Consider the following 19,670-nt stretch of genomic DNA (forward strand, 5'->3'; position numbering starts at 1 on the left):
CGGTGAGGGAAGAGTGTTCCCCCTCTCGCGTAGAGAGGGGGCAGAACGAAGACGTTTAACCTGTTACCGCCTCTTCAATTGGCGGCTTCTCAATCAATGTAATCATGGTATTGGCAATCTCACGTTCGCCCATCACCACCTGATTCGCTCCGCGTTCGGTAATGTATTCCACTTCATCGTCATAATGCGCGCGAGCAATGATCTCGATAGTCGGGCACTTCTCCCGTGCCTTGGTCACGATTTCACCCGCCTCGTAGCCGTTCGGAATGGTCAGCAGCAGCCAGCGCGCACAGTCCAGATGCGCCAGATTCATAATCTCTTCGTTAGCCGCATTACCCAGCACCGCGCGGATGCCGCGCGCGCGCAGCTCATCCACACGGGTGCGTGACGTTTCAATCACCACCAGCGGAATGCCCTGCGCCATCAGTTTCTCACCGAGCAGACTCCCGACGCGGCCAAAACCGACCAGCAGGGCGTGGTTGCAAATATCCACCGGGATCTGCTTCTCTTCTTCAATCGCTTCTTCCAGCGTCTGCTCTTCCAGCGTTTCGGTTTTATCGAGGTATTTCTCAAGCAGGGCAAACAGCACCGGGTTGAGCATAATGGAGAGGATCGCCCCCGCCAGCACCAGATTCTGCCCGGCCTGTGGCAGCAAGTTCAGCGCCATGCCGAGGCTTGCCAGGATAAAGGCAAATTCACCAATCTGCGCGAGGCTTGCGGCGATGGTGAGCGCTGTACGCGGTGAGTGGCCGAACAGTCTGACCAGGCCGAATGCCACCACGGATTTACCGAAGATAATAATCGCCAGCGTGCCCAGCACGGCCAGCGGCTGCTCGATCAGGATTAGCGGATCAAACAGCATGCCGACAGAGACGAAGAACAGCACCGCAAACGCATCACGCAACGGCAGCGTATCGTGCGCCGCGCGGTGGCTCAGCTCGGATTCGTTCAGCACCATACCTGCGAAGAACGCACCCAGGGCAAAGGAGACGTCAAACAGCTCGACGGCGCCGAAGGCGATACCGAGCGCCAGGGCCAGCACCGACAGCGTAAACAGTTCGCGAGAGCCGGTAGCGGCGCTGCGGGAGAGGATCCACGGCACCAGACGGCGGCCCACCAGCATCATAATGGCGATAAAGGCGACCACTTTGCCGATGGTAATGCTCATATCCAGCGCCAGCGTGGCAAAGCCGACGTTATCTTGTTCAACCATACCGGCGACGGCAGGCAGCAGAACCAGCGTCAGGACCATCACCAGATCTTCAACAATCAGCCAGCCGATGGCGATTTGCCCGCGCTGGCTGTCTATCAGCTGCCTCTCCTCAAGCGCGCGCAGCAGCACCACGGTACTGGCGGTTGAGAGACACAGCCCGAATACAATACCGGTCATCAGCGACCAGCCAAGCAGAGCGGAAAGCGCCATCCCCAGCAACGTCGCCACGCCTATCTGGGCGATTGCGCCGGGTATGGCGATATGCTTTACCGCCATCAAATCCTTCAGGGAGAAGTGCAGGCCCACGCCGAACATCAGCAGAATCACGCCTAATTCCGCCAGTTCAGGAGCCAGTTTGGTATCCGCAACAAAACCCGGCGTAAACGGACCCGCCAGCACACCCGCTAATAAATAGCCCACGAGAGGAGAAATACGTAATTTGTTGGCGATCATGCCAAGGATAAAAGCGAGCACAAGTCCACCTACAATGGTGGTGATAAGCGGTGTGGCGTGATGCATTCCGTCTCCTTTCGTCGTGGGGTGTTCCATTTTTGGCGTAAAAACCAAAAAGCCGATTAATAGTTTATGACAATTTCGGCCATTATGTTTATGAATAATTGTTGAAATTTGAAGAAAACAGCAATAAGCGTTAAAAAAAGCAGATTAGGACAAATTACCGGAGGGATGAAGAGGAAAGCCTTATGGCAGTAGGTGGGAGGTGCGGCCAAAGTTTACTTTGACCGCAGAGAAACTACGCCTTATGGCGATAATCAGGCAGGAATATGGTCAGTATCCCCAGAAGTGGCAGGAAAGCACAGATTTTATAGACCAGGAAGATGCTCGTGTGGTCTGCAACCAGCCCCAGCACAGCCGCACCAAGGCCTCCCATCCCAAACGCAAATCCGAAAAACAGCCCGGAAACCATGCCAATACGACCCGGCATCAGCTCCTGAGCATACACCAGGATAGCGGAAAACGCGGACGCGAGGATAAAGCCAATGATCACGGTTAAAATCCCCGTCCATTCAAGGCTTGCATAGGGTAAAACAAGGGTAAAAGGCGCTACGCCGAGGATAGAGCCCCAAATCACATATTTACGCCCAATTTTATCACCCACAGGGCCGCCAATGACGGTTCCCGCCGCAACCGCAAACAGGAAAGCAAACAGGTGGAACTGGGCGTTTTGCACCGATAATCCGAATTTCTCCATCAGATAAAAGGTGTAATAGCTGCTGATGCTCGCCATATAGAAGTATTTAGAGAAAATCAGCACCAACAGGATACTCACCGCCAGAATGACCTTATCGCGCGGAAGCGGATTGATAATCACGGCTTTAGGTTTCCCCTTGTTTACCCGATGCTGAGCCGCGTACCAGCGGCTGATCTGGATCAGCACCACGATGGCCAGCAGCGCCGCGAGGACGAACCACGCAACGTTACCTTTGCCGTAGGGGGCAATGACCACGGCGGCCAGCAAAGGGCCGAGGGAGCTGCCAAAATTGCCGCCGACCTGGAACAGAGATTGCGCCAGCCCATGACGTCCACCTGAGGCCATACGCGCGACGCGCGAGGACTCCGGATGGAAGACCGACGAACCGGTACCCACCAGCGCCGCAGCCAGCAGCACCATCTCAAAGCTTCCTGCCAGTGCCAGCAGCACCAGCCCGCTCAGGGTAAAGCACATGCCAATAGGCAGCGACCACGGCATCGGATATTTATCCGTCCAGTAGCCGACTACCGGCTGGAGCAGGGACGACGCCATCTGGAAGGTCAGCGTAATCATCCCGATCTGCACGAAGGTTAATGAAAATTCTGACTGCAGCAGCGGATAGATCGCCAGAATCAGCGACTGAATCATATCGTTAAGCAGATGCGACAGACTGATGGCACCCAAAATACCAAATGCGGTGCGCGATTTCGGCGCGGACGCCGGAGTGCCCGTAACAGGCGGAGTCGATTCACTGATTGCCATAAATACCACGTCTATTATTAGGAGAAGTGCAGGATGTCATTATTATCCCGCTAACATACCTGTGCGCGAGATTTGAAGAAAGTCGCAATTCTGAAAACATATTTGTCTATTCTTCTTACTCATTGTAATTTTTGCGTTTGTCTTTTGGTCAGGGAGCGAGAATATGAAGTTAATGAAGCGAGGCGTCGCACTGGCGCTGATAGCCGCATGGGCGCTGGCAAGCCAGCCTGCGCAGGCGTACGAAAAAGATAAAACCTATAAAATAACCATTCTCCATACCAACGATCACCACGGCCATTTCTGGCGTAGCGAGTACGGTGAGTACGGCCTGGCCGCACAAAAAACGCTGGTGGACGGTATTCGTAAAGAGGTGGCGGCCGAGGGCGGCAGCGTCCTGCTGCTGTCAGGCGGTGATATCAACACCGGCGTGCCGGAATCCGATTTGCAGGACGCCGAGCCGGATTTTCGCGGCATGAATTTAATCGGCTATGACGCGATGGCCGTCGGCAACCATGAGTTTGATAACCCGCTAACCGTCCTGCGCCAGCAGGAAAAATGGTCCAAATTCCCGTTCCTCTCGGCCAATATTTATCAAAAGAGTACCGGCGAGCGCCTGTTTAAACCCTGGGCCTTGTTCAAACGCGAAGATCTGAAGATCGCGGTGATGGGGTTAACCACCGACGACACGGCGAAAATTGGTAATCCGGAATATTTCACGGATATCGAATTCCGCAAACCGGCTGACGAAGCGAAGCTGGTGATTCAGGAGTTGAATCAAAACGAAAAACCAGACGTGATTATCGCCACCACCCATATGGGTCACTACGACAACGGCGAGCACGGCTCGAACGCGCCTGGCGACGTAGAAATGGCCCGCAGCCTGCCAGCAGGCTCGCTGGCGATGATTGTGGGTGGTCACTCACAAAACCCGGTGTGCATGGCATCGGAGAATAAAAAGCAGGTTGATTACGTGCCGGGTACGCCGTGCGCACCGGATCGCCAGAACGGGATCTGGATTGTTCAGGCGCACGAGTGGGGCAAATATGTGGGGCGCGCCGATTTTGAATTCCGCAACGGCGAAATGAAAATGGTGCGCTACCAGCTGATCCCGGTGAACCTGAAGAAGAAAGTGACCTACGACGACGGGAAAAGTGAGCGCGTACTTTACACCCCGGAAATTGCTGAAAACGCCCAAATGCTGTCGTTGCTGACGCCATTCCAGAACAAAGGCAAAGCGCAGCTTGATGTGAAAATCGGTACGGTGAATGGCCGACTGGAAGGCGATCGCAGCAAGGTCCGCTTCGTGCAGACCAACATGGGCCGTCTGCTGCTGGCGGCACAAATGGCGCGCACCGGTGCTGATTTTGCCGTCATGAGCGGCGGCGGTGTGCGTGACTCCATCGACGGCGGCGATATTACCTACAAAGACGTGCTGAAGGTTCAGCCGTTCGGCAACATCGTGGTGTATGCGGACATGAGCGGAAAAGAGGTGATCGACTATCTGACCGCCGTTGCGCAAATGAAGCCGGACTCCGGGGCCTATCCGCAGTTTGCCAACGTCAGCTTTACGGCGAAAAATGGCACGCTTAACGATCTGAAAATAAAAGGTGAGCCAGTCGATCCCGCTAAAACCTACCGCATGGCAACATTAAGCTTTAACGCCACGGGCGGCGACGGGTATCCGCATATCGATAACAAACCGGGCTACGTCAACACCGGCTTTATCGATGCCGAAGTGCTTAAGCAGTACATCCAGCAGAATTCTCCGCTGGATGTGAATGCCTACGAGCCGAAAGGTGAGGTGAGCTGGCAGTAACGGGCTATTTTGTTCGCCCTTTTTGAACTCGGGCAGCGTCCGGAATCCGTATGTACGATGTGTACGCGGGTTCCTGCGCTGTCCGGATTTAACGATAAAATTGATGCCTGAACGTTGGCCCGCTAAGGGGACAGGGCGTTAATCCCGGCGCGCAATATCCGCGAACGTCGCATCCAGTATTTTCGCCAGATCCCCCGCCGCCAGCTCAATATCCAGCCCGCGCTTACCGCCGGAAATATAGATAGTGTCAAAAGTCTGCGACGGCGCATCAATCAATGTCGGCAGGCGTTTCTTCTGCCCGAGAGGGCTAATTCCACCCACCAGATAGCCGGTCGTGCGTTGCGCAACCATCGGATCGGCCATATCGACCTTTTTCGCACCCAGCGCTTTGGCGACTTTCTTTAAATCCAGCTGACCGGCCACAGGCGTCACTGCCACGGCCAGGTGCTTCATATCACCGTTGACCGCCACCAGCAGCGTTTTATAGACCTGATCCGCGTTCAGGCCCAGCTTGCGCACCACTTCGTCGCCAAAGTTTGTTTCACTGGGGTCGTGATCGTAGGTATGGATACGGAAAGGAATTTTGTTTTTTTCGAGTAATTTAACGGCGGGAGTCATAATGATCCTTCTTACCACAGACAATTTACGCGCTCAGCATACGCCTGACAGCTGTCTAAAAAATAGCACCATCTTGCGCAATAGTATTGGCAGTGATGGTTACTTTGAGCGACAATCGGCTCTGACCGAAGGTCTCCTTCGGCATAATAATAACGATGAAATTCCTCTTTGACGGGCCAATAGAAATATTGGCCATTTTTTTTATTTCAACAGTGACGGCAAATTCCCTTCGCCATACAAATGCAGCGCCCCCACGGCCACCACGTAACGCCCGGCGGGCAGAGCCTGCAACGTTTCTCGCCAGGCCTGATTGCGCTCATGCATCAGCACATCGTACAGCGATTCGCTGAAGGTCGAGGGCAGTTCCAGCTTGCCGTTGGTCGGCGGCGTCTCCAGCCACCAGCTGATCATCATCTGCAACAGACGCGCGTTGGTGTGCCAGTGGGTGAGGGTATCATCCAGCAGCAGCAGGCCATCCTCAGGAAGCTGGCGCAAAAGAGCAACCTGACTGTCGGCGCCCTCCAGCTCAATAATGGCAAGATTACGCGCGCGCGCGGCGTTGAGGAGCTGGTAGTCGATACCGTACTCCCCGCGCAAACCCAGTCGTTGAGCCTGCGTCGCCTGCAATACCATGGCGATTTGCCACAGGGGCTGCGTTTCCAGAAGGGATAAAGAAAGCCCCAGCTCATCGGCCACACGTTCAAGCTCGGCGCGCTGCGATTCGTTGAGACGCTCGCTCAGCGGCGGCGGGATATCGAGATTGGCGAACGGCGATTCGCTGCCGGAAATATCGGCTTCGACGATCAGCGCATCGGCTTTGCGCAACAGTTGTATCAGTGCCGGTGGCAGGGGCGACATATCGCGCGTACCCATATGGATACTGCCGACCAGGTGCAGATGCTGCCCGCCCGGGAGTGAAATATCCAGCCCCGGCCAGGGATAGCGGCGGGGAAACAAAGCGCGGAAGGTGGTTTTTATACGACTAAACAGACTCATACGCGCTCCATTGATGGAAAAGTTCATGCTAGCGCGTGGTGGCTGAAGGTGCAACTCCAGGCCGGGTTGGGCGAATTCGCCACCCGGCCTGGAGGTTTACTCTTTCGGTTTGAAGCGCAGCAACCGGTTCGCGTTGCTGACCACGGTAATGGACGAGAGCGCCATTGCCGCCCCGGCGACGACCGGGTTGAGCAAGGTGCCGGTCAGCGGCCACAGGATCCCGGCGGCAATCGGGATGCCGAACGCGTTGTAGATAAACGCACCGAGCAGATTTTGCTTCATGTTGCGCAGCGTGGCTTTCGAAATTGCCAGCGCATCGGCAACACCCATCAGGCTATGGCGCATCAGGGTAATCGCCGCCGTCTCAATGGCCACATCGCTCCCGCCGCCCATGGCGATCCCGACATCCGCCTGTGCCAGTGCGGGGGCATCGTTGATGCCGTCGCCGACCATCGCCACCTGTCGGCCCTGACGTTGCAGTTTGATAATTGCATCGGCTTTGCCATCAGGCAGTACGCCCGCGATCACCTCGTCGATACCTGCTTCTTTGGCAATGGCGTTGGCAGTGGTCGGGTTGTCGCCGGTGAGCATCACCAGACGATAGCCAGCCTGATGCAGACGTTTCAGCGCGGCCACGCTGTCGGCCCGCAGCGGATCGCGGATAGCGAACAGCGCTGCCGCTTTACCCTCGACCGCCAACAGCACCGGCGTAGCGCCCTGAGAGGCCTGGGCGGTTAATTCATCGTTCAGCGCAGCGGTATCTATGCCGTTTTCGTTGAGCAGTGCCTGATTACCAAGCAGCAGCGTGTGGCCATCGACTTCACCGCTGACCCCCAGCCCGCGCAGGGTGCGGAAGTTATCCACCTGCGGCAATGCTGCGTGACCGGCTTTCTCGAGAATCGCTCTCGCCAGCGGATGGCTGGAGCCTTGCTCAAGCGCGGCGGCCAGACGTAAGGCATCTTCTTGCGTGACACCGACGGTTTTTACCGCCACGACCTGCGGTTTGCCTTCGGTGAGGGTGCCTGTTTTATCAAACACCAGCGTGTCGAGCGCACTGGCGCGCTGGAGGGCATCGGCGTCGCGAACCAACACACCAAACTCGGCGGCACGACCAACGCCGGAAATAATCGACATCGGCGTCGCCAGCCCTAAAGCACACGGACAGGCGATGATCAGCACTGTGGTGGCGATGACCAGGGTGTAGACAATCTGCGGTGCCGGGCCAAAAACGTACCAGATGGCGGCGCTGAACAGCGCGATGCCGACCACCACGGGCACAAAAATGGCGGAAATTTTATCGGCGAGCTGACCGATCTCCGGCTTGCTGCTTTGCGCCTGGCGCACCATGCGAATGATGCGAGAAAGCGTCGTATGACTCCCGACAGCACTGGCGCGGAAAAGCACGCTGCCGTCCTGCACCACCGTACCGGCATGGACTGCATCACCGGCGGATTTTTGCTGCGGCACCGGTTCACCGGTCAGCATCGCTTCATCCAGCCAGGCTTCACCCTGAGTGATTTCACCGTCGACCGGCACGCGATCGCCCGTCGTTAAGCGCAGCGTCATGCCTGCCTGCACCTCGGCGAGCGGCAGGCTGATTTCACCCTCGTCCGTCACCACGCGGGCCGACGGTGGCGCGAGATCAAGCAGACGTTCCAGCGCTTTGGACGACCGCTGGCGCGCGCGCGCTTCAAGCATATGGCCTAAGTTGATCAGACCAATAATCATCGCGCTCGCTTCGTAATAGAGATGGCGTGCTTCCATCGGAAACCACTGCGGCCAGACGTTCACGCTCATGGAATAGAGCCACGCCGCGCCGGTGCCGAGGGCGACGAGTGTGTCCATCGTCGCGGTGCGGTTCTTGAGGCTCTTCCAGGCGCTGGTGTAGAAATGCCCACCGGCGAAGACCATCACACCAAGGGTGATCACACCAATCACCAGCCACAGCGTGCGGTTGTCGTCGGTGACCATCATGTTGTCGCCGAGCATTCCCCACACCATCACCGGAATACCGACCAGCAGAGCGACAATCGCCTGCCAGCGGAAGCGTTTCATGGTGGCGATGGCGGTCTCTTGCTGGCGTTCGCGGCGCTCGGCATCATCTTCAATGGCCTCTGCGCCGTAGCCGGCTTTTTCCACCGCCTGCACTAATTCTGCGGCTGACGCACTGCCCATAATCAGCGCAGTGCGTTCCGCGAGGTTTACCCGCGCCTGTGAGACGCCCGGTACGGCCTGCAACGCATTCTGTACGCGGGAGACGCAGCTGGCACAGCTCATGCCGTTGATCAGCAGCTGTTGGCTGTCGTCAATATCATGGGCTGCCGGAAGCTCAGAAGTATCCGCTGTCAGTGCTTCCGACGGGGTTAATGACTCTGTCAGCGGATTAGCCTTTGGGTGGCTTAGCTCCGCCCCGTAACCTGCTTGTTTAACGGTATCGATCAGCGCGTCGGCGCTGGCGCTGCCAGTGACAACGGCGCTTTCAATCGTCACGTCTGCACTTTCAACGTCAGGACGTTGTTCGAGGCTCTCTTTGACACGTTTGACGCAGTGACCGCAGGTCAGGCCATCCAGCGTCAGGTTGATTGTGTGAGACATAGCAAAACTCCTGTATGATTATTCAGCCAACATACTCTTTCTGGAACAGTGTTATGAAGGTTAAACCTTCCATCAAGGGGAAGGTCAAGGGGGAAATGTGAATATCAGTGATGTGGCAAAAAAAACCGGGTTAACCAGCAAAGCGATTCGTTTTTACGAAGAGAAAGGGCTGGTCACGCCGCCGCTGCGCAGCGAAAACGGCTATCGCAGTTACACGCAGCTGCACCTCGAAGAACTCACGCTTTTACGCCAGGCCCGGCAGGTGGGGTTCAACCTTGAAGAGTGCGGTGAACTGGTCCATCTTTTCAACGATCCTAAACGGCACAGCGCCGATGTGAAAAAGAGAACTCTGGAAAAGGTCGCGGAAATCGAGCGCCATATCCTGGAGCTGCAGGCGATGCGTGAACAGCTGCTCTCACTCGCCGAATCCTGTCCGGGGGATGACAGCGCCGACTGTCCGATTATTGATAATCTTTCCGGCTGCTGCCATCGTAAGGCCAGCGTTTAACGGGCCTTCACCCGAAGCGTAATGCCTTCTACCGCGATGACTTCAATGCGAGTCCCTGCCACGAGGTCATCATCGGCGACCACTGGCCACGTGCTGTCACCGACGCGTACGTGCCCGCGCCCGTTAATTAACGTGGTATCCAGCGTATAGCGCTTACCCACCAGCTGTTGGCCGCGCTGATTGAGTGCGGCATCGGCAGGTTTTTGCTCGCGCACCTGGCGCGTTAGCCATCGATACCAGAGCCAGGCGGCGACCAGCGTCAGCAGGGCGAAGAGGGCGCCTTGCCACTCCCAGCCAAAAGGTGCGATCCAGACCAGTAGCCCGGTGATGACCGCCGCGACGCCGCTCCAGAGCAGATACCCGTTGCCGCCCAGCATCTCAGCCGCCAGCAACAGCCCGCCCAGGCTGAGCCAGAAAACATGAGGGTGTGCTGCAATCATCTCAATCATTTTTTGCGCTCATCTCCGCTATTCTTGATAAGCTCCGCGATCCCGGCGATAGAGCCCATCAGACTGCTGGCTTCCAGCGGCATCATCACCACTTTGCTGTTGTTGGCGGAGCCAATTTTCTGCAGCGCATCGGTGTATTTCTGCGCCACGAAGTAGTTAATTGCCTGGATATCACCGGCCGCGATGGCCTCGGACACCATCTGGGTGGCGCGTGCTTCTGCCTCGGCGGAACGTTCACGGGCTTCTGCCTGTAAGAAGGCCGACTGGCGTTCCCCTTCGGCTTTCAGGATTTGCGACTGTTTCTCCCCTTCGGCTTTCAGGATCTCTGCCTGACGCACCCCTTCGGCCTCAAGAATGTACGCACGTTTGGTTCGCTCGGCTTTCATCTGGGCGTTCATCGACGAAATCAGTTCTGCCGGTGGGCGTACGTCGCGGATTTCGATACGGGTGACTTTAATCCCCCACGGATTGGTCGCTTCATCAACGATATGCAGCAGGCGCGTATTGATGTTGTCGCGCTGGGAGAGCATTTCGTCCAGCTCCATCGACCCCAGTACCGTACGGATGTTGGTCATGGTCAGGTTGATAATCGCCAGTTCCAGGTTGCTGACCTCATAGGCGGCTTTTGGCGCGTCGATCACCTGAATAAAGCAGACGGCGTCGATGGTGACGTTGGCGTTGTCTCGGGAGATGATCTCCTGGGAAGGGATATCCAGCACCTGTTCCATCATGTTGATTTTACGCCCAATACGATCCATGAACGGGACGATAAGACTCAGGCCAGGCTGGAGGGTGTTGGTGTAACGGCCGAAACGTTCGACCGTCCACTGATAACCCTGGGGCACGATCTTTACGCCTGCCCCGACGATCACCAGTGCGACGAAAATAAGGATAGGGATGACGATCAACATGAAAACCTCCTGTTTTGCATTCCGTGGAGCAGCAAAAACTGCTCGTTTGTTGAACTTAAGTATATCGACTATTGCAGGGAAGTTCGCCTCCAATCCATTAACGTGGTTACAATATTGGAACGAAGCTGAATTAAAAAACGGGAAATAATATGAAGGATAATAATGCGCTTCTGGAACTCAGGAACGTGGGTTTTCGCGTGGGCGAAACCACGATATTGCAGCAGATTAGCTTCAACGTGCAGCCAGGGGAATTCAGGCTCATTACGGGCCCGTCTGGCTGCGGTAAAAGCACGTTGCTGAAGATTATCGCCTCACTCCTCAGCCCGACGGAAGGGCGAATTTTCTTTGAAGACAAGGACATCACGACACTCACGCCCGAGCATTATCGCCAGCAGGTCTCCTACTGCGTGCAAACGCCCTCGCTGTTTGGTGAGACGGTGTACGACAATCTGATCTTCCCCTGGCAGATCCGCGATAAAGCCCCCGAACCGGAAAAATTCATTGCCGATCTGGCGCGTTTTAGTCTGCCAGCGGAAACCCTGACAAAGTCCGTAAACGAACTTTCCGGCGGTGAAAAACAGCGCGTCTCGCTGATTCGTAATCTGCAGTTTCTGCCCAAAGTGCTGTTGCTGGATGAAGTGACCAGCGCCCTCGACGAAAACAACAAACGCAACGTGAATGAGATCATTCATCGCTACGCCAAAGAGAACAACATTGCGGTGCTGTGGGTAACGCACGACGCCGGTGAGATTGCCCACGCAGATGAGGTGATTACCCTTCAGCCACAGGGCGGGAAGATGAAGGAGGAAAACCGTGAACGAGCATAATATTACCAACGAATCACTGGCGCTTTCGATGGTGCTGGTCCTTGTGGCGATTCTGGTCAGCCACCGGGAGAAGCTCGGTCTGGAAAAGGACATTGTATGGAGCATTTGCCGGGCGGTCATTCAGCTGATTATCGTCGGCTATGTGCTGAAGTATATTTTCAACGTCAACCACGCGGTGCTGACGCTGCTGATGGTGCTGTTTATCTGCTTTAACGCCGCGTGGAATGCGCAAAAACGCAGTAAATACATCGACAAGGCCTTTATCTCTTCGTTTATCGCCATCACCACCGGCACGGCGTTGACGCTGGCAGTGCTGGTGTTGTCGGGATCGATTGAATTTTCGCCGATGCAGGTGATCCCGATTTCCGGGATGATTGCGGGTAACGCGATGGTGGCGGTGGGGTTGTGCTACAACAATCTCGGCCAGCGTTTTAGCAGCGAGCAGCAGCAGATCCAGGAGAAACTCAGCCTGGGAGCCACGCCAAAAACGGCGTCGGCGCGATTAATCCGTGAGAGTATACGATCGTCGCTGATCCCAACGGTTGATTCGGCGAAAACGGTCGGGCTGGTGAGTTTACCGGGGATGATGTCCGGGCTGATTTTTGCCGGTATCGATCCCGTGAAAGCGATTAAGTATCAGATTATGGTGACGTTTATGCTGCTCTCGACGGCCAGCCTGTCGACCATTATCGCCTGCTATTTAACCTATCGAAAATTCTACAACTCGCGCCATCAGCTGGTGGTGACGCAATTGAAAAAAGCAGAGTAACGCGCAGGTGTGTTGCCGGGCAGCACGTCGCTTGCCCGGCTTTCAGACTGGATTAGTAGAGCAGGGCGTAAAGCTGGCGACGATACTTTGAGGCCAGCGCATCGCCGGTACCCAGTGCCGCCAGGATCTCCTGGAACATTTTACGCGCCTGGCCGTCAGCAGCTGCCAGATCCTTTTTCAGATGGCTAAACAGCAGCTCCAGCGCCTCTTCGTTACGCCCGACCTGATGAAGCTGTAACGCCAGTTGGCTGGCCAGCGCTGCATCGTCAGGGTTCTCGGCTACCTGCTGCTGCAACTGCTGGATTTCCGGCGTGTCAGCCGCCTGCTTCAGCAACTCAATTTGCGCTACCAGACCCTGATAACGGGTATCCTGATCCTGCAGCGGAATGGTTTTCAGCACCGCTTCAGCCTCTTCGGAACGGTGCAGTTCAATCTGCGTCTGCGCCAGCAGCAGGCCAATCTGGCTGTCCTGGTTCGACATCTGCCACGCCTCTTTCAACAGCGGCAGCGCTTCGTCGTGTTTGCCTTCCTGAATCAATGCCAGCGCCTGCTGCGCTTTCAGCTCCTCTTCGCGCGGCAGCACTTTATCGAGCAGGGCGCGAACCGCCTCTTCGGGCTGCGGGCCCTGGAAGCCATCTACGGGCTGACCATTCTGGAACAGATAGACGGTTGGAATGGCACGCAGACCAAACTGGGAGGCCACCATCTGCTCGGCGTCGCAGTCCAGTTTTGCCAGCAGGAACTGACCGTTGTACTGCGCCGCCAGGCTTTCCAGCACCGGCGTCAGCTCCAGACAGTGCTGGCTGCGCTCGGACCAAAAATAGAACAGCACAGGTTTGGTCATCGACACTTCGAGTGTCTGGTGCAGGTTCGCTTCAGTGATGTTGACAATATTCTGTACGGACATACGGCATTCTCTTTTATCAATTTGACAAATACATGGGGGATGAGGAGCGTGGCTTCAACTCAACCGCGTAAAATTTTATCCATCATGCGCCCCGGCAGCAGACGTTTGAGCCAGCCCACGGCGTGGGTGACGAGGGTCACCGGATAGCGTATTTTCGGGCGATCGCTTTCAAAAGCATGGCGCACTTTGGTGACAACTGCCTCTGGTCCGAGGGTAAAGCGTGCGGCAATGCCAGGGTTTTCGACCGGATTGTCGGACTGGGTTTGATTTACGTTTTCTGTGAAACGGGTGCGAATCGGGCCAGGCTCAATCAGGCTGACCTTAATTCCGCTATGGCGCAGCTCCATGCGTAAGGCATCTGACCAGGCCTCCAGCGCATATTTGCTGGCGGCATACGCCCCGCGGCCCGGCGTGGAGATCAGGCCCATCACCGACGAGGTCATCACAATGCGGCCTTCTCCGTGCGGCAGCATCGCAGGCAACAGCGCCATGGTCAGCTGGTGGATGCCAAAAAAGTTGGTGGAAAACTGCTGCTCAAGCTGCTCGCGCGAGATGGTTTGCAGCGGGCCGTACACGCCAAAACCGGCGTTGTTAAACAGGCCGTACAGACGATTACCCGTGAGAGCGATCACTTCTGCGGCGGCGCGTTCAATGCTTTCCGGCGAGTCCAGATCCAGTAACACGCCCTGAAAACCTTTGCTGTTCATGCGTTCCACGTCTTCTTGTTTCCGGCATGCGGCGATTACCCAAAATCCCTGGCGCTTCAGTTCGAACGCGCTTTCAAGGCCAATTCCGCTGGAACATCCTGTAATTAAGACCGATTTTTGCATAACTTTACCTGTCAGGATCTCCGCTTAATTAAGAGTCATGTTTAACTAGAGGAGCCAGTCGAGTCGCCATCCAGTCTGCAATAAAGGGCTGGGCGTCGCGATTGGGGTGAATACCGTCATCCTGCATCCATTGCGGTTTCAGATAGACCTCCTCCATGAAAAATGGCAGCAGCGGAATATCGAATTCTTTGGCAAGCTTGGGATAGATGGCGCTAAAGGCCTCATTATAACGGCGTCCGTAGTTCGCAGGCAGACGAATTTGCATTAATAACGGCTGCGCATTGGCGGCCTGAATATCCGTAATAATTTTGCGTAAGGTTTCTTCTGTCTGTTGCGGCTGGAATCCCCGCAGACCGTCGTTACCGCCCAGTTCGACCAGCACCCAGCGCGGTTGATGTTGTTTGAGCAAAGCGGGCAGGCGCGCAAGCCCCTGCTGGGACGTATCGCCGCTGATGCTGGCATTCAGCACCGGCGTTTGGGTCTGCCACTTATCGTTGAGCAGCGCAGGCCAGGCGGCAGTGGCCGCCATCCGGTAGCCCGCACTCAGGCTGTCACCCAGCACCAGTAACGTGTCCGCCGCAGCGGCGCGAAAGGTCATCAGAATCAGAAACAGGAAGGGCAAATGCCAGCGGAAAACATTGTTGCAGTTCATCATCTTAAGAAGTCCGTCGGTCAGGGTGAGCACGAGCTATCCATCCTCACCGGAGTTGAACTCGTTGTCAAACGCGCTGAAACCATTGCGCTGATTGGTGAATCTGGTTCCGGTAAGTCCACGCTGCTGGCGATTCTGGCCGGGCTGGACGATGGCAGCAGCGGGGAGGTCAACCTGGTCGGTCAGCCGCTGCATAAGCTCGATGAAGAGGCGCGTGCGGCGCTGCGAGCAAAGCATATCGGCTTTGTGTTTCAGTCTTTCATGCTCATTCCGACCCTCAATGCGCTGGAAAACGTTGAGCTGCCGGGTCTGCTGCGCGGTGAAAACGCCAGTCAGAGCCGCAGCAGTGCAAAAGCGCTGCTGGAGCAGCTTGGGTTAGGCAAGCGTCTGGATCATCTTCCGGCGCAGCTTTCCGGTGGCGAGCAGCAGCGTGTGGCACTGGCGCGGGCGTTCAACGGTCGCCCGGAGGTGCTGTTTGCCGATGAACCGACGGGGAATCTCGACCGGCAGACCGGTGATAAAATTGCCGATTTACTCTTCTCCCTCAACCGCGAGCACGGCACCACGCTGATTCTGGTCACCCACGATCCGCAGCTTGCCGCCCGCTGCGACAGACGTCTGCGTCTGGTTAACGGGCAATTGCAGGAGGAAGCATGATTGCACGCTGGTTCTGGCGCGAATGGCGCTCGCCCTCGCTGTTGATTGTCTGGCTGGCGCTGAGTCTGGCGGTGGCCTGCGTGCTGGCGCTCGGCAGCGTCAGCGATCGTATGGAAAAGGGCTTAAGTCAGCAAAGCCGCGAGTTTATGGCGGGCGACCGCACCCTGAGCAGCTCACGCGATGTGCCGCAGGCGTGGATCGATGAGGCGCGTAAACAGGGGCTGAAGGTCGGTCAGCAGTTGAGTTTCCAGACCATGACCTTCGCCGCTGATACGCCCCAGCTGGCGAGCGTGAAAGCGGTCGACGACATCTATCCCATGTACGGCGAGCTGCACACCGAGCCGCCGGGTTTAAAACCGACGGCAGGCTCAGTGCTACTTGCCCCACGGCTGATGGCGCTGCTGAACCTGAAAACCGGCGACAGCATCGACGTGGGCGACGCCACGCTGAAAATCGCCGGGGAAGTGGTGCAGGAGCCGGACTCCGGCTTTAACCCCTTCCAGATGGCACCACGTCTGCTGATGAATACCGCTGATGTGGCAAAAACCGGAGCCGTACAACCGGGCAGCCGCGTCACCTGGCGCTACAAATTTGGCGGCACGCCTGCGCAGATCGACGCCTACGAAAAGTGGCTGAAACCGCAGCTGAAACCGGAACATCGCTGGATTGGCATGGAGCAGGACGACGGCGCGCTGGGGAAATCCCTCGAACGCTCGCAGCAGTTTTTACTGCTCTCTGCGCTGCTGACCCTGCTGCTGGCGGTTGCTGCCGTGGCGGTGGCGATGGGGCACTATTGCCGCAGCCGCTACGATCTGGTGGCGATCCTGAAAACCCTCGGCGCGGGCAGGGCGCAGCTGCGTAAGCTGATCGTCGGCCAGTGGCTGATGGTGCTGGCGTTGTCTGCCATTACCGGCGGGGCGATTGGGCTGCTGTTTGAAAAAGTGCTGATGATCCTGCTGAAGCCGGTGCTGCCTGCCGCACTTCCGCCAGCCAGCCTGTGGCCGTGGCTGTGGGCCATGGGGGCGATGGTGGTGATTTCGCTGCTGGTGGGGCTTCGCCCTTATCGCTTGCTGCTGGCCACACAGCCGTTGCGAGTGCTGCGCAGGGATGTGGTCGCCAGCGTCTGGCCGCTGAAATTCTATCTGCCGGTTGTGGTGGCAGTAGTGGTGATGTTGCTCGCCTGGCTGATGGGCGGCAGCATGTTGCTGTGGGCGGTGCTGGCCGGCGCCGTTGTGCTGGCGCTGCTGTGCGGCGTGCTGGGCTGGATGCTGCTGAACGTGCTGAAAGGGCTGACACTGAAATCCCTGCCCGTGCGTCTGGCGGTGAATCGTCTGCTGCGCCAGCCGTGGTCCACCCTCAGCCAGCTGTCGGCATTTTCACTCTCCTTTATGCTGCTGGCGATGCTGCTGGTGCTGCGCGGCGATCTACTTGACCGCTGGCAGCAGCAGCTCCCGCCGGAAAGTCCGAACTATTTCCTGATTAACATCGCGCCGGAGCAGGTCACGCCGCTGAAGGGTTTCCTGTCTGAGCATCAGATTGTGCCCGAGTCGTTCTATCCGATTGTCCGCGCGCGGCTGACGCAGATTAACGGCAAGCCGACGGAGGGGAATCAGGACGAGGCGCTTAACCGTGAGCTGAATCTGACCTGGCAGGATAAGCGTCCGGATCATAACCCGATTACCGCCGGAAACTGGCCGCCAAAAGCGGGTGAAGTGTCGATGGAAGAAGGGCTGGCTGCGCGGCTGAAAGTCGGTTTAGGCGATACGGTGACCTTCACTGGCGATACCCAGGACTTTAGCGCCAAAGTGACCAGTCTGCGTAAAGTGGACTGGGAAAGCCTGCGTCCGAACTTCTTCTTTATCTTTCCGTCCGGGGCGCTCGACGGGCAGCCGCAAAGCTGGCTGACCAGCTTCCGCTGGGAAAACGGCAATGGCATGCTGACGCAGCTGAACCGCGAGTTCCCGACGGTGAGCCTGCTGGATATTGGCGCGATCCTGAAACAGGTCGGCCAGGTGCTGGAGCAGGTAAGCCGTGCGCTGGAGGTCATGGTGGTGCTGGTCACCGCCTGCGGCCTATTGCTGCTGCTGGCGCAGGTGCAGGTGGGGATGCGACAGCGCCATCAGGAGCTGGTGGTGTACCGCACGCTCGGCGCGAGTAAATCCCTGCTGCGCACAACCTTGTGGTGCGAGTTTGCGCTGCTGGGACTGGTGTCGGGACTGGTGGCGGCCATCGGTGCTGAAACCGCGCTGGCCGTGCTTCAGACCAAAGTCTTCGATTTCCCGTGGGAGCCGGACTGGCGGCTGTGGCTGATCCTTCCGGTCTCCGGCGCAGTGCTGCTCTCCTTGTGCGGCGGCTGGCTGGGTACGCGTCTGCTAAAAGGCAAAGCCCTGTTCCGTCAGTTTGCCAGTTAATTCCCTCACGTGATGATTACGCACCGGTTTATATACTGGTGTGTAATCATTTAGTAGCACAAATCGATAATACCCCCACTTTTAGCAGCACAAAACATTAAAAACCCAACACCACGGCTCGTTTAATTCCGGATATTATTTGTCTGCTAAATAATTAGCAGCGTGTCTATCAAGGAATAATAATGACCATAAAAAAAACAGCGCTGGCGGCAACGATCGGCGCGGCAGTGGCATTGGCGTCTTTCGCAGCACAAGCGGAAATCACCGTACTGAAACAAGATCCGCAGGCGGGCAACCCCCTGAGTCGTCTTAACTTCACCGTTGGCGGCAGTATTCGTCCTCAGTTCAACATGATGACGGGCGACGGCGATAAAGGTTCTTACAAGCGTAACGGCTTCGACGGCGGTACACGTTTCCGTTTCGCCGCAGATTACTACCTGTTCGATGACATCAGCTGGATAAGCTACTACGAGCTGGGTGTGAACATTCCGGCGCTGTTCGACTGGGATAATCACTACGCAGAAGGCGCGAACGACACCTCTCGCCGTATGCTCTACACCGGCCTGAAAAGCGATACCTGGGGTACGCTGACCTTCGGTCAACAGAACAGCGTCTATTACGATGTGGTGGGCGCGAAAACCGATATTTGGGACTATGACATGATCGGTCAGGCTCCGGGTAACGGCATTAACGGCGACTACGACGGCTCTTATCGTTCACGCAAAATGCTGAAATATAAGAAAACCGTGGGCGATGCCGATATCTACGCCTCCTACCTGTTTGAAGACGGTGAATACCTGCCAGGTAACGGCCTGCGTTACAAACGTAAAGGCGGCGGTTCACTGGGTCTGGATTATCACCTGACTACCGACCTGACCTGGGGCGCGGCGTGGAACTACACCCGTGCGGATATGCGTAACCCGGATAACGGCGACAGCAAATCTTACGACCAGAATATCCTCGGTACGGCATTGAGCTGGACCCCGGACAACTGGACCTTCTCCGCAGGCGGCGGCTGGTATCAGAACTTCATGACCACCAAAAAAGTGTCCGTGAACGACTACTTTGCCGGTGATGCGTGGGGTATTGAATACTTCGCGGGCTACAAAATCCCGGTTGGTCAGTATGCGCTGAAATCCGTTCAGCCGTACGTGATGGGCGATCGTATTGAGTATGTGAATGGCCGCAACTACCAGCGCACCGATAATGGCGTGGGTGTGAGCTTCCAGCTGGATTACGGTTTCCGTGTTGATTACGAGCACGTCTTTACCTCCAGCACCGACGACCTGGGTGATATGAACCTAGTACGTCTGCGTTACGACTTCTAAGTCTGAACGCGTGGCCCCGGTGGCACATTGCTACCGGGGCCACGAACTGTGCCGATCTCCCCGGTTATATACACGCACTGACTATCCTTTCCCATAAAACGCATATCCCAATCTCCTGCACATTCAACGACATATTCCGCAACATCATGAAATAATTTCAAGGACAGCCGCTTGTGATCTGTGTCATGTTAAACAGACTCTGCCCCGCATC

Annotated in this window: 17 protein-coding genes; 7 read left to right on the plus strand and 10 right to left on the minus strand. The window is 56.6% G+C overall.

Features of this window, described 5'->3' with window-relative positions; all coding sequences use genetic code 11:
- Window positions 1–55: 55 nt before the first annotated feature.
- Entirely contained in the window at window positions 56–1,732 is a 1,677-nt protein-coding gene (gene ybaL, locus C0560_RS05340) for a YbaL family putative K(+) efflux transporter (protein WP_100777361.1), read from the minus strand.
- A 232-nt stretch (window positions 1,733–1,964) separates the two neighbouring features.
- Window positions 1,965–3,185, minus strand: coding sequence for an MFS transporter (locus tag C0560_RS05345; protein WP_100777360.1), 1,221 nt, complete (start codon window positions 3,183–3,185; stop codon window positions 1,965–1,967).
- A gap of 163 nt (window positions 3,186–3,348) precedes the next feature.
- Between C0560_RS05345 and ushA the strand changes: the two genes are divergently transcribed.
- Window positions 3,349–5,001 carry a bifunctional UDP-sugar hydrolase/5'-nucleotidase UshA gene (ushA, locus tag C0560_RS05350; RefSeq protein ID WP_248859776.1) on the plus strand — a complete coding sequence of 551 codons (1,653 nt, stop codon included), beginning with the start codon at window positions 3,349–3,351 and terminating at the stop codon, window positions 4,999–5,001.
- 138 nt (window positions 5,002–5,139) lie between these two features.
- On the opposite strand, the gene ybaK is transcribed toward ushA, so the two are convergent.
- The 3 genes from ybaK to copA all read right to left on the minus strand — a co-directional run bounded on the left by ybaK (window position 5,140) and on the right by copA (window position 9,210).
- Window positions 5,140–5,619, minus strand: a complete 480-nt coding sequence (ybaK, locus tag C0560_RS05355) for a Cys-tRNA(Pro)/Cys-tRNA(Cys) deacylase YbaK (protein WP_102104265.1) — start codon at window positions 5,617–5,619, stop codon at window positions 5,140–5,142.
- A 201-nt stretch (window positions 5,620–5,820) separates the two neighbouring features.
- On the minus strand, window positions 5,821–6,615 hold the full coding sequence (locus C0560_RS05360; protein ID WP_123429351.1) for a TraB/GumN family protein: 795 nt from the start codon (window positions 6,613–6,615) through the stop codon (window positions 5,821–5,823).
- 96 nt (window positions 6,616–6,711) lie between these two features.
- Window positions 6,712–9,210, minus strand: a complete 2,499-nt coding sequence (gene copA, locus C0560_RS05365) for a copper-exporting P-type ATPase CopA (protein WP_248859777.1) — start codon at window positions 9,208–9,210, stop codon at window positions 6,712–6,714.
- 97 nt (window positions 9,211–9,307) lie between these two features.
- Here copA and cueR point away from each other — a divergent pair, with 97 nt between their 5' ends.
- The gene (gene cueR, locus C0560_RS05370; protein WP_100777355.1) at window positions 9,308–9,718 is read left to right on the plus strand and encodes a Cu(I)-responsive transcriptional regulator; all 411 of its coding nucleotides are present in this window, start codon (window positions 9,308–9,310) and stop codon (window positions 9,716–9,718) included.
- Here the strand turns inward: cueR and C0560_RS05375 are convergent.
- Window positions 9,715–10,167 carry an NfeD family protein gene (locus C0560_RS05375; protein ID WP_100777354.1) on the minus strand — a complete coding sequence of 151 codons (453 nt, stop codon included), beginning with the start codon at window positions 10,165–10,167 and terminating at the stop codon, window positions 9,715–9,717. The genes cueR and C0560_RS05375 overlap by 4 nt on opposite strands.
- Window positions 10,164–11,078, minus strand: a complete 915-nt coding sequence (locus C0560_RS05380) for an SPFH domain-containing protein (RefSeq protein WP_100777353.1) — start codon at window positions 11,076–11,078, stop codon at window positions 10,164–10,166. The genes C0560_RS05375 and C0560_RS05380 overlap by 4 nt, the downstream gene beginning before the upstream one ends.
- Before the next feature lie 149 nt (window positions 11,079–11,227).
- On the opposite strand from C0560_RS05380, the gene fetA reads away from it, so the two are divergent.
- Together fetA and fetB are read left to right on the plus strand one after the other, a co-directional pair.
- Window positions 11,228–11,905 (plus strand): iron ABC transporter ATP-binding protein FetA, encoded by a 678-nt coding sequence (gene fetA / locus C0560_RS05385; RefSeq protein ID WP_100777352.1) that lies wholly within the window; start codon window positions 11,228–11,230, stop codon window positions 11,903–11,905.
- A complete protein-coding gene (gene fetB / locus C0560_RS05390; protein ID WP_100777351.1) occupies window positions 11,892–12,674 on the plus strand; it encodes an iron export ABC transporter permease subunit FetB in 783 nt (260 codons plus the stop codon). Before fetA ends, fetB begins: the two co-directional genes overlap by 14 nt.
- Window positions 12,675–12,726: 52 nt before the next feature.
- Here fetB and C0560_RS05395 read toward each other — a convergent pair whose 3' ends face one another.
- Genes C0560_RS05395 through tesA form a run of 3 tightly spaced genes read right to left on the minus strand, consistent with a single transcriptional unit; the run spans window position 12,727 to window position 15,066 of the window.
- Complete coding sequence (locus C0560_RS05395) at window positions 12,727–13,581, minus strand: co-chaperone YbbN (RefSeq protein WP_102104260.1); 855 nt, start codon at window positions 13,579–13,581, stop codon at window positions 12,727–12,729.
- A gap of 59 nt (window positions 13,582–13,640) precedes the next feature.
- On the minus strand, window positions 13,641–14,411 hold the full coding sequence (locus C0560_RS05400) for an SDR family oxidoreductase (protein WP_100777349.1): 771 nt from the start codon (window positions 14,409–14,411) through the stop codon (window positions 13,641–13,643).
- A gap of 28 nt (window positions 14,412–14,439) precedes the next feature.
- A complete protein-coding gene (tesA, locus tag C0560_RS05405; protein ID WP_100780759.1) occupies window positions 14,440–15,066 on the minus strand; it encodes a multifunctional acyl-CoA thioesterase I/protease I/lysophospholipase L1 in 627 nt (208 codons plus the stop codon).
- On the opposite strand from tesA, the gene ybbA reads away from it, so the two are divergent.
- The 3 genes from ybbA (at window position 15,034) to C0560_RS05420 (ending at window position 19,459) form a co-directional block, all read left to right on the plus strand.
- Window positions 15,034–15,720: a putative ABC transporter ATP-binding protein YbbA gene (ybbA, locus tag C0560_RS05410; RefSeq protein WP_100777348.1), complete on the plus strand. Its 687-nt coding sequence runs from the start codon at window positions 15,034–15,036 to the stop codon at window positions 15,718–15,720. The genes tesA and ybbA overlap by 33 nt on opposite strands.
- Window positions 15,717–18,131 (plus strand): putative ABC transporter permease subunit YbbP, encoded by a 2,415-nt coding sequence (ybbP, locus tag C0560_RS05415; RefSeq protein ID WP_142503643.1) that lies wholly within the window; start codon window positions 15,717–15,719, stop codon window positions 18,129–18,131. The genes ybbA and ybbP overlap by 4 nt, the downstream gene beginning before the upstream one ends.
- Window positions 18,132–18,307: 176 nt before the next feature.
- Complete coding sequence (locus tag C0560_RS05420) at window positions 18,308–19,459, plus strand: porin (RefSeq protein WP_181827920.1); 1,152 nt, start codon at window positions 18,308–18,310, stop codon at window positions 19,457–19,459.
- Window positions 19,460–19,670: the final 211 nt, after the last annotated feature.

Source organism: Lelliottia sp. AC1 (genome assembly GCF_023278595.1).
GTDB classification, from domain to species: domain Bacteria; phylum Pseudomonadota; class Gammaproteobacteria; order Enterobacterales; family Enterobacteriaceae; genus Enterobacter; species Enterobacter nimipressuralis.